Here is a 9,260-nt window from a genome sequence, read left to right as displayed (position 1 = left end):
GGCGCTACTCGCCGACCTGCTCCGCCAGTTCCAGCCACTGGGCCTCCAGGTCGTCCTGGCGGGCGAGCTCCGCGTCCAGGTCCGCGCCGAGGGCCACCAGCCGCTCGTAGTCGCTGGCGTGCCGGGCGAGCAGGTCGTGCAGCTCTGCGATCCGGGTGCCCACCCTGGCCAGCTGCGACTCCACGCGCGCGAGGTCTTTGCGCGCCTGCCGCAGCCGGGCGGCGTCCCCGGCCCCGCCACGGGGCGGGCCGTCCCCGCCGGACGGCGTGGGACGCGGCGCCCGCGCCCCTGCGGCAGCGGCGGTGCGGCGCCGCTCGAGGTACTCCTCCACGCCTCCGGGCAGCATCACGCAGCTGCCGTCGCCGAGAAGGGCGTACTGCACGTCGCAGGTCCGCTCGAGGAACCAGCGGTCGTGGGAGACGACCACGAGTGTGCCGGGCCAGTCGTCGAGGTAGTCCTCGATGACCGTCAGGGTGTCGATGTCGAGGTCGTTGGTGGGCTCGTCGAGCAGCAGGACGTTGGGCTCGCTCAGCAGCAGCCGCAGGAACTGGAGCCGCCGCCGCTCGCCGCCGGACAGCTCGCCGATGCGGGTCACCAGCCGCTGCCCGGAGAACCCGAAGTCCTCCAGAAGGCTGGACGCGGAGGAGTCCCGGCCGGTGGCCAGGCGCACCTGGCGCTGGAGGCGCTGCACCGACTCCAGCACCTGCTCGGAGTCGTCGAGCTGGGTCACGTCCTGGGAGAGGTGCCCCAGGCGCAGCGTCCGTCCCTGTTTCACCCGGCCGTGCTGCGGCGTCACCTCGCCCTCCAGCAGGCGCAACAGCGTGGTCTTGCCCGACCCGTTCACCCCGACGATGCCGATGCGGTCGCCCGGCCCGATCGACCAGTCGAGCCGGTCCAGCAGCGTGCGTCCGTCGGGCAGGGAGTAGCCCACCTCGTGCAGGTCGAACACGTCCTTGCCGAGCCGCGCGGTGGCGAACTCGCGCAGCCGGAGGCTGTCACGGGCGGGCGGCTCGTCGCGGATCAGCGCGTTGGCCGCGTCGATCCGGAACTTGGGCTTGCTGGTGCGCGCTGGCGGGCCCCGGCGCAGCCAGGCGAGCTCCTTGCGCAGCAGGTTCTGCCGTCGCGACTCGTTCGCCGCCGCCTGCCGGACACGCTCGGCGCGGGCCAGCACGTAGGCCGCGTACCCGCCGTCGTAGGCGTCGACCCGGGCGTCGTGGACCTCCCACACCCGGGTGCAGACGGCGTCCAGGAACCAGCGGTCGTGGCTGACCACGAGCATCGCGGTGCCGGCGGACTGCAGCAGGTTCAGGTGGGACGCCAGCCAGGCGACGGCTTCCACGTCGAGATGGTTGGTCGGCTCGTCCAGCACCAGCAGGTCGTGGCCGGCGAGCAGCACAGCGGCGAGGCTGACCCGCCGCCGCTCGCCGCCGCTGAGCTCCGCCACGTTCCGGGCGAGGTCGACGGTGCCGAGCAGGTGGGTGACCACCGCGCGCTTCGCGGCGTCCGCGGCCCACACGTGGTCGGCGCGCCCGCCCACCACGACGTCACGGACGGTCGCCGACTCGGCGAAGTCCTCCACCTGGCCCAGGTGGCCGATCGACGCGGAACGGTTGCGGACGACCTGGCCCGAGTCGGGCTCGCGCTCGCCGACCAGCACCTCCAGCAGGGTGGTCTTGCCGTCGCCGTTGCGTCCCACGACACCGACGACGTCGCCGGCGTCGAGGCCGAGGCTCACCTCGTCCAGGAGAATCCGAGTGCCGAAGGCGAGGGAGACCTTCTCGGCGTTGACCAGGTTGGCCAAGGTCAGCGATCAGCGCCCGCGCATCGCGCGGTTGACGCCCTTCATGGTGGGCAGGGGCCCGCGCGGGATCGGCACCTTCGGCCGCACCGCGTCCAGCGCCCGCAGGCGGGCCTTCAGGTCGTTGACCTGGCTGGCCTCGAGCTTGCGCGGCAGCTTCTTGATCGTGTCGGCGAGCTTCGCCAGCGGCACCTGCCCCTCGCCGTCGCCCATCACGATCGTGGTCACCACGACGCCGTAGGCGACCTGCTCGTGCTTCTTGGTCTCGCTGGCCAGCAGCGGCTTCACGCGGCTCGCCGCGCCCTCGCCGATGAGCACGATGCCGCCGGGGCCGACCGCGCGGTGCACGACGTCCAGCTGGCGGGTGGCGGTGATCACCGGGGTGTAGAACCACTTCTTCTTGTCCAGCATCGACAAGGCGACCTCGGCGGAGCCCGGCTGTCCGGCGTACCGGGTGAAGGTGGCCTTCTTCGCGCGGTCGAGCATCACCCACAGGGCGGCGGTGAGGCCGCCCATCACGCCGATGAGCAGCCACATCCACCACGGCGGCAGGAAGATGCCGACCACGACCGACAGCGCGACGACGCCGAGGAAGGACCCGGCGAGCAGCAGGTTGAGCTGCTTGTCGACCTCGGCGGTCACCTTGTAGGTCTGCCAGATCTGGCGGTACCACGGCCAGTCCGCGGGGTTGGTGGAGTTCTTCTTCGCCAGCTTGGCGGCCTTCACTTCGGCCTTCTGCTTGGCGGCCAGTTCCTTGGCCTTCTCGCTCGCCATCTCGGTGCTCCGGGTCTAGTTCTGCGGCTGCCGTGCGCGGGCCGCCATCGCCTGCCGGTACAACCGGCCGGCTCGGTAGGAAGAACGTACCAATGGTCCGCTCAGGACGCCCACAAAGCCAATTCCGGTGGCCTCGGCGGCGAACTCGTCGAACTCCTCCGGGGTCACCCAACGGTCGATCGGGTGGTGCCGCACCGACGGGCGCAGGTACTGGGTGATCGTCAGCAGTTCGGTGCCGGCCTCGAACAGGTCGCGCATCGCCTGGCTGACCTCCTCGCGCGTCTCGCCCATGCCGAGGATGAGGTTCGACTTGGTGACCAGGCCCTCCTCGCGGGCCCAGGTCAGCACCTGGAGGGACTTCTCGTACCGGAACCCGGGACGGATCTGCTTGAAGATGCGCGGCACGGTCTCGACGTTGTGCGCGAACACCTCCGGACGGGTGTCGAACAGCTGCTGGAGCAGCTCCCGGCGTCCGGAGAAGTCGGGGGCGAGCATCTCCACGCCCACGCCGGGGTTCAGCGCGTGGATCTGGCGGATGGTCTCGGAGTACAGCCAGGCGCCCTCGTCCTCCAGGTCGTCACGGCAGACGCCGGTGACGGTGGCGTACCTCAGGCCCATCGTCCGCACCGACTCGGCCACGCGCAGGGGCTCGGCCGTGTCGTAGCCGGACGGCTTGCGGGACTCGATCTGGCAGAAGTCACAGCGCCGGGTGCAGGAGTCGCCGCCGATCAGGAAGGTCGCCTCGCGGTCCTGCCAGCACTCGAAGATGTTCGGGCAGCCGGCCTCCTGGCAGACGGTGTGCAGGCCCTCGTCCTTCACCAGCTGTTGCAGCTCACGGTAGTCCGGCCCCATGGTGGCGGTGGTCTTGATCCACGGTGGCTTGCGCTCGATCGGGGTCTGCGCGTTGCGCACCTCGAGGCGGAGCAGCCGGCGGGGCTGGGTGTCGGTCACCGGGCAATCCTAACCGGCGTTGTCCGGACCGCCTCCGCCGGGTCCCGGCCGTTCGCTGCGGACGGAACCCGGACCCCGCGCCACGACGGGTCGTGCCGGTCAGCGTCCGGCGAAGCCGTAGATGAGGTCGTTCTCGTAGTGCAGCTGCGAAAGTGTCGTCGCCGACCAGCTGGCCATCACGCCGTTCGGGCCCTCGCTGAAGGAGCCCCAGCCCCCCATCAGGATCCGGTCGGCCGGCTCGCCCCCCTGGTGGATCACCGCGACGGAACTGCCGAGCGCACGCGAGTCGGCGGGCTTCACGCCGATGCCGTGACCCTCCCACAGCTGGCGGGCCGGGCACGCGCTGGTGATCTTCACCGGGATCACCCAGACCGAGCCGTCGTTCTCGTGGCCGTTGGCGACGGACTCGCCGAGCCCGCCCACGACCACCGCCGGGACGCCGGTGCAGGCCTGGCCGATCTCGACCGACGAGCCGAAGTAGTCGTACCGCTCGGCCTTGCCGGGCACGCCGGTCGTGCCCTGCCAGAGCCGTTTGACCGGTGTGACCGAGGCCGACCGGACGCTGAACAGCTGCACCGAGCCGGTCCTGGCGATGCCCCCGACGGTGTCACCCGGAGCGCCGACCGCCAGGTAGCCGTCCCGGGCGGCGAGACTGTCGCCGAACCGGTCGAGCTTGCCCGCCGCTCCGGTGACGCCCTTCGTGCTCTGGGTGATGAGCTTCGCCGAGCTCACGCCCGAGCTGCCGAAGACGATCTCGGTCACGGCGCCGGCGTAGCTCGCCGAGCCCACCTTGGCGTAGGGAGCACCGACGAACAGCTGGCTGCCCGAGACCGCCAACGCCGCCCCGAACGACCCGCGGTCGGTGAGCCTGGGGAGCCGGGCAGAGCCGGGACGCAGCACGCTGGCGGCGCCGAAGGGGAGCCCGGCCGGGCTCAGCGCGTAGACGACCACCACTCCGGACGTGCCGCTGTCCAGGGTCGTGGTCGCCCCGAGAGCGACCCGGGGCGCCGGGCCGGTCACGACGGCCAGCGAGAAGACGCGGTGGCTCGTGTCGACGGCGGGCACGGCCTGCAGGTGCAGCGTGGTGAGGTCGAGCCCGGATGCCGACCCGAACACGACGCCCAGTTGCTGCTCGTCGAACAACCCGTCCGCCGAGCCGCGGGCGGTGAACAGCAGGTCGGTGTACCCGTCGGCGTTCAGGTCGCGGGCGACGGGGTTGTCGGTGTACCCGGAGGGCTTGCCGATCGTCAGCTGGGTCGACAGCGTGAGCGAGCTCCCGCTCCCGTAGCGCACGACCACCTCGGGGAAACCGTCGCCGACGGCGTGGACGAACGCGTAGTCGACGAGGCCGTCGCGGTCGAAGTCCGGCGTGGAGGTACTCGCCGGCGCGACCTGTGGCGCCGACGTGGCCGGGGGCGCGGACGGCGTGCACGCGAGGCACAGCCCGGCGATCAGGGCGGTGATCAGGGTCCTTGTGCGGGTCATGGCTTCCTTCGTCGCTGTGTTCGGTGTCAGCGTCCGGCGAGGGCCAGGACGGATTCGGAGCGCGAGGCCAGCGTCGTGTGGGTGCGCGTCGACCAGGTGATCAGGCGGCCGCTCTTGTGGTAGTCCCCTGCACCGCCGATCACCACGGTGTCCCGACTGGTCCCGGCGTCCCTGGCGACGCCGACCGACGAGCCGAGGAACATGCCGTAGGCGGGCCTGCCGGGCAGGCCGTGGCCCGCGTACAGCTGGCGGGCCGTGCAGGTCCGGCTCTGTGACAGCGGGACGACCCAGGCCGCTCCTGCGAGGACGGACGTGCCGATGGCCTCGCCCGGTCCGCCGACGACCACGCCGGTGACGCCGGTGCACACGGTGCCGAGGGCGACGGCGTGGCCGAAACGGTCGTGCTTCTCCGCGATGCCGGGGACCCCGGAGGAGGACTGGGAGATGCGCGCGCGCGGGGTGACCGTGGTCCCGCTGATCCGGAAGACGGCGACCGAGCCGGTGGCCCGTGCCGGTCCGACCGCATCGCCGGGAGCTCCCACCGCGAGGTAGCCCTCGGACGCGGCGAGGCTGTAGCCGAATGCGTCCCCGCGCGCGGGAACCCCGGCGACGCCCGCCGTGGCCTGGGACAGGATCCTGCTGCTGTGGACACCGTCCGGGCCCATCGTGATCACGGCGACCGCCCCGGCGTTGAGGACCGTGCCGACGTCGGCGACGGGCGCCCCCACGAACAGCAGGCTTCCCGTCGCCGCGACGCTCTGGCCGAAGTAGGACGAGGAGTCGCTGATCCCGACCGAGGACGGGGTGACCAGCGTCGGTGCGCCGGACGGGACGCCGTCCGCGTCGAGGTCATAGACCGCGACGCCACCGGTGAAGTCGCCGTAGCCTAGCCGATCCCGACCGCGAGACGCCGCACCGGTGCGTCCAGGACGGCGAGCGACTCACCGAACACCCCCTTGTCGTCGACCTGGGTGGGTGCCGGCACGGCGACCGGTGCGGAGAAGTCCAGCCCGGACGCGGACCCGAACAGCAGGTAGACCAGCTGCGTGGTGCCGAAGGCCGCCCCGACCGCGAGGTCGGTGTAGCCGTCTGCGTCCAGGTCGTGGGCGACCAGCCCGCGCCGCACCTGGCCCTCGGCATCTCCGGTGAGCTGGGGCGCGCTGACGGTGACCGTCGCGCCCGAACCGTAGTGGACGCGCAGGGCGGTCATCTGCTCGTCCGGGATCACCGACACGGCGAGGTCCACTGTGCCGTCGCCGTCGAAGTCCGGTTCCGCCGCGGGAGCCGCGGGGGCCGACGGCGCGGTGAGCGGGCGCGCCACTGCCGGCAGCGGACCGGGCACGGCGAGCGCGATTGCCGCGGTCGCCGCGACGAGCATGAGCGGGAACCTCATCGATGGCCTCCTGGGGACACGTCCCACACGCGCGAAGGGCTGTGGGGATGCTCTTCACGCTGCCACGCGCCATCGCGGGAGGCACGTCGTGGACGAGAGTTCGTACAAGGTTCGTACGTCGCCCCGCGCCCCTGCCGCCCCCGCTCGCGCCCGCCTTCCCCCGCTCGCGCCCCCTTCGGCAGCAGGAACGGGAGGGGAGGGCCGGGCGGCCGCGGGGTGGGTGGCGGGCGTCAGCCGGTGAGGCCGTAGGTGATGGTGGGAGCGTCGGGGAGCTCCTCGGGGGCTGCGACGCCGGGGTGCAGGTCCGGTGACTGCTCGAAGGGCTGGAAGGCGAGCAGTTCGCGCAGGTGCGGCTCCAGGTCGCGGCCGACCTCGAGCAGGGACGGCGCCGGGCGGCCGAGCTCGGCTTCCAGGGACGTCACGCCGGCGTCGGTGATGCCGCACGGGACGATCCGTCCGAAGTCGGCGAGGTCGGACGCCACGTTCAGCGCGAAGCCGTGCATGGTCGTCTGCCGTGACACGCGGATGCCGATCGCGGCGATCTTGCGCTCCGGACGGTCGCCGTCGGCGGCGAGCCACACGCCGGTGCGACCCGGGACGCGTCCGGTGGCCACGCCGTAGCCGGCGAGCAGGCGGATCAGGGCCTCCTCGACCCGGCGCACGTAGTCGACCACCCCGACGGCCCGGGGCAGGAACACGATCGGGTAGCCGACCAGCTGCCCGGGGCCGTGGTAGGTGATCTTGCCGCCGCGGTCCACGTCCACCACCGGCGTGCCGTCGAACGGGCGCTCGTGCGGCTCGGTGCGCCGTCCCGCGGTGTAGACCGGCGGGTGCTCGACGTACAGCACCTGCGGCCCGAGCTCACCGGACGCGACCCGGGCGTGCACCTCACGCTGCAGGGCCCAGGCCTCGTGGTAGTCGCTCAGGACGCCCTCGGCCAGGCCGAGGTAGCGGAACTCGACCGGACGGGGGTCGGCGACCTGCTCGCGCGAGCCTGCGGGAGGGACCGTCACAGGTCGAAGTCGCCCTCCTCGAGCCGCGCCTTCACGAAGCTGAGGAAACGGGCAGCGTCCGCGCCGTCCACCAGTCGGTGGTCGTAGCTCATCGAGAGGTACATCATGTCGCGCACCGCGATGATCTCGCCCAGGTTCGGGTCCTTCACCACCATGGGGCGCTTCACCAGCGCGCCCGTGCCGAGGATGGCCACCTGCGGCTGGTTGATGATCGGGGTGTCGAACAGGGTGCCGGCCGAGCCGTAGTTGGTGATCGTGAACGTGCCGCCCGAGAGCTCGTCCGGGGTGACCTTGTTCGAGCGGCTGCGGGACGCGAGGTCGCCGATCTTCTTGGCCAGCCCGGTGACCGACAGGTCGCCGGCGTCCTTGATCACCGGGACCATCAGGCCCTTCTCGGTGTCGACGGCGACCCCCAGGTGCTCGGCGTCGGCGTAGGTGATGGTGCCGGCCTCGGTGTCGATGGTGGCGTTCACCTTCGGGAACTGCTTCAGCGCCTCGACGGCGGCCTTCGCGATGAAGGGCAGGTACGACAGTCCGACGCCCTCGCGTGCCCGGAAGGCGTCCTTCTCCTTCGCGCGGAGCTTGGAGATGGCCGTGAGGTCGACCTCGACGGTCGCCGTGAGCTGGGCCGACACCTGCAGCGACTCGACCATGCGCTTGGCGATCGTGGCGCGGATGCGGGTCATCTTCTCCGTCGTGCCACGCTTGCCGGTGCCGTCGCCACTCGGGGCGGGGCTGGACGGCGCCGCCGGCGCGGGCTGGGTGGCCTGCGGGGCGGGGGAAGCGGCCGCGCGGGCGGCCTCCTCCGCGGCCTTCCGTGCCGCCTCGTCCGCGGCCTTCTTGGCCTCGGCCGCGGCCAGGACGTCCTGCTTGCGGATGCGTCCGCCCACGCCGGTGCCGGTGATGGAGGCGAGGTCGACGCCTGCCGACTCGGCCATCTTGCGGACCAGCGGTGTCACGTACCCCGCCTCGGGAGCCTCCTCCGCGGCGCGGCGTGCCGGCACCGGGGCTGCCGGTGCGGCGGCAGGGACGGCCGGCGCGGCCGCGCGGGCGGGAGCCTCGGCGGCGGGAGCGGGGGCCGACGCGGCAGGGGCGGCGGGAGCGGGGGCGGCAGGAGCGGGGGCGGCCGGAGCCGGCGCGGGCTCCGCGGGGGCCGCCGCGGCCCCGGAGCCGATGACGGCGAGGACGGAGCCGACCGCGGCCACGGCGTCCTCGGCCACCCGGATCTCGAGCAGCACGCCGGAGGCGGGGGCGGGGATCTCGGTGTCGACCTTGTCGGTGGACACCTCGACCAGCGGTTCGTCGGCCTCGACCTGGTCGCCGACCTGCTTCAGCCAGCGCGAGATGGTGCCCTCGGTGACGGACTCACCCAGCTGGGGCAGCAGCACCTCGGTGCTGTCGGACCCAGCCCCGGCGGGGGCGGGGGAGGCCGCCTGCGGCTGCGCGGGGGCCTGCTCTGCGGGGGCCTGCGGTGCGGGCGCGGGGGGCTCGGGGGTCGCCTCCGCGGACTCCTCCTCCTGGTCTGTCTCGAGCGACTCGGCGGCGGCGGTCTGCGCCGTGGGCTCCGGCTGCGGCGCCGCCGGCGCCTCGCCCGCGGCCTCGCCGGGCTCGCCGATCGTCGCGAGCACCGCGCCGACGGCGGCGACACCGTCCTCCGGCACCAGGATCTCCAGGACGACGCCCGCGACGGGCGCCGGGATCTCGGTGTCGACCTTGTCCGTGGAGACCTCGACCAGCGCCTCGTCCACCTCGACCCGGTCCCCGACCTGCTTCAGCCAGCGGGAGATGGTGCCCTCAGTGACGCTTTCCCCGAGTGCCGGCAGCGGGACGGGAGTGGACATGTCGT

8 protein-coding genes are annotated in these 9,260 nt (G+C 72.8%); all 8 read right to left on the bottom strand.

The genetic code is table 11. From position 1 onward, the window contains the following. Positions 1-4: 4 nt before the first annotated feature. The 8 genes from ACFQQJ_RS01195 to sucB all read right to left on the bottom strand — a co-directional run bounded on the left by ACFQQJ_RS01195 (position 5) and on the right by sucB (position 9,255). Positions 5-1,807 (bottom strand): ABC-F family ATP-binding cassette domain-containing protein, encoded by a 1,803-nt coding sequence (locus tag ACFQQJ_RS01195; protein WP_377103946.1) that lies wholly within the window; start codon positions 1,805-1,807, stop codon positions 5-7. Between the two features lie 3 nt (positions 1,808-1,810). Beyond that, entirely contained in the window at positions 1,811-2,572 is a 762-nt protein-coding gene (locus ACFQQJ_RS01190) for a DUF4191 domain-containing protein (RefSeq protein WP_377103232.1), read from the bottom strand. Between the two features lie 15 nt (positions 2,573-2,587). Next, positions 2,588-3,523 (bottom strand): lipoyl synthase, encoded by a 936-nt coding sequence (gene lipA, locus ACFQQJ_RS01185; protein WP_377103230.1) that lies wholly within the window; start codon positions 3,521-3,523, stop codon positions 2,588-2,590. A 99-nt stretch (positions 3,524-3,622) separates the two neighbouring features. Beyond that, positions 3,623-5,008: an FG-GAP repeat domain-containing protein gene (locus tag ACFQQJ_RS01180; protein WP_377103228.1), complete on the bottom strand. Its 1,386-nt coding sequence runs from the start codon at positions 5,006-5,008 to the stop codon at positions 3,623-3,625. A 26-nt stretch (positions 5,009-5,034) separates the two neighbouring features. Beyond that, positions 5,035-5,736, bottom strand: coding sequence for a hypothetical protein (locus ACFQQJ_RS01175; RefSeq protein WP_377103226.1), 702 nt, complete (start codon positions 5,734-5,736; stop codon positions 5,035-5,037). A gap of 158 nt (positions 5,737-5,894) precedes the next feature. Further along, positions 5,895-6,401, bottom strand: a complete 507-nt coding sequence (locus ACFQQJ_RS01170; RefSeq protein ID WP_377103224.1) for a VCBS repeat-containing protein — start codon at positions 6,399-6,401, stop codon at positions 5,895-5,897. Between the two features lie 230 nt (positions 6,402-6,631). Further along, positions 6,632-7,414, bottom strand: a complete 783-nt coding sequence (gene lipB, locus ACFQQJ_RS01165) for a lipoyl(octanoyl) transferase LipB (protein WP_377103222.1) — start codon at positions 7,412-7,414, stop codon at positions 6,632-6,634. After that, positions 7,411-9,255, bottom strand: coding sequence for a 2-oxoglutarate dehydrogenase, E2 component, dihydrolipoamide succinyltransferase (sucB, locus tag ACFQQJ_RS01160; protein WP_377103220.1), 1,845 nt, complete (start codon positions 9,253-9,255; stop codon positions 7,411-7,413). The genes lipB and sucB overlap by 4 nt, the downstream gene beginning before the upstream one ends. Positions 9,256-9,260: the final 5 nt, after the last annotated feature.

It is taken from the genome of Propionicimonas sp. T2.31MG-18 (assembly GCF_964266745.1).
Lineage (GTDB): Bacteria > Actinomycetota > Actinomycetes > Propionibacteriales > Propionibacteriaceae > Propionicimonas.
This window is presented reverse-complemented; position numbering and strand designations above follow the sequence as displayed.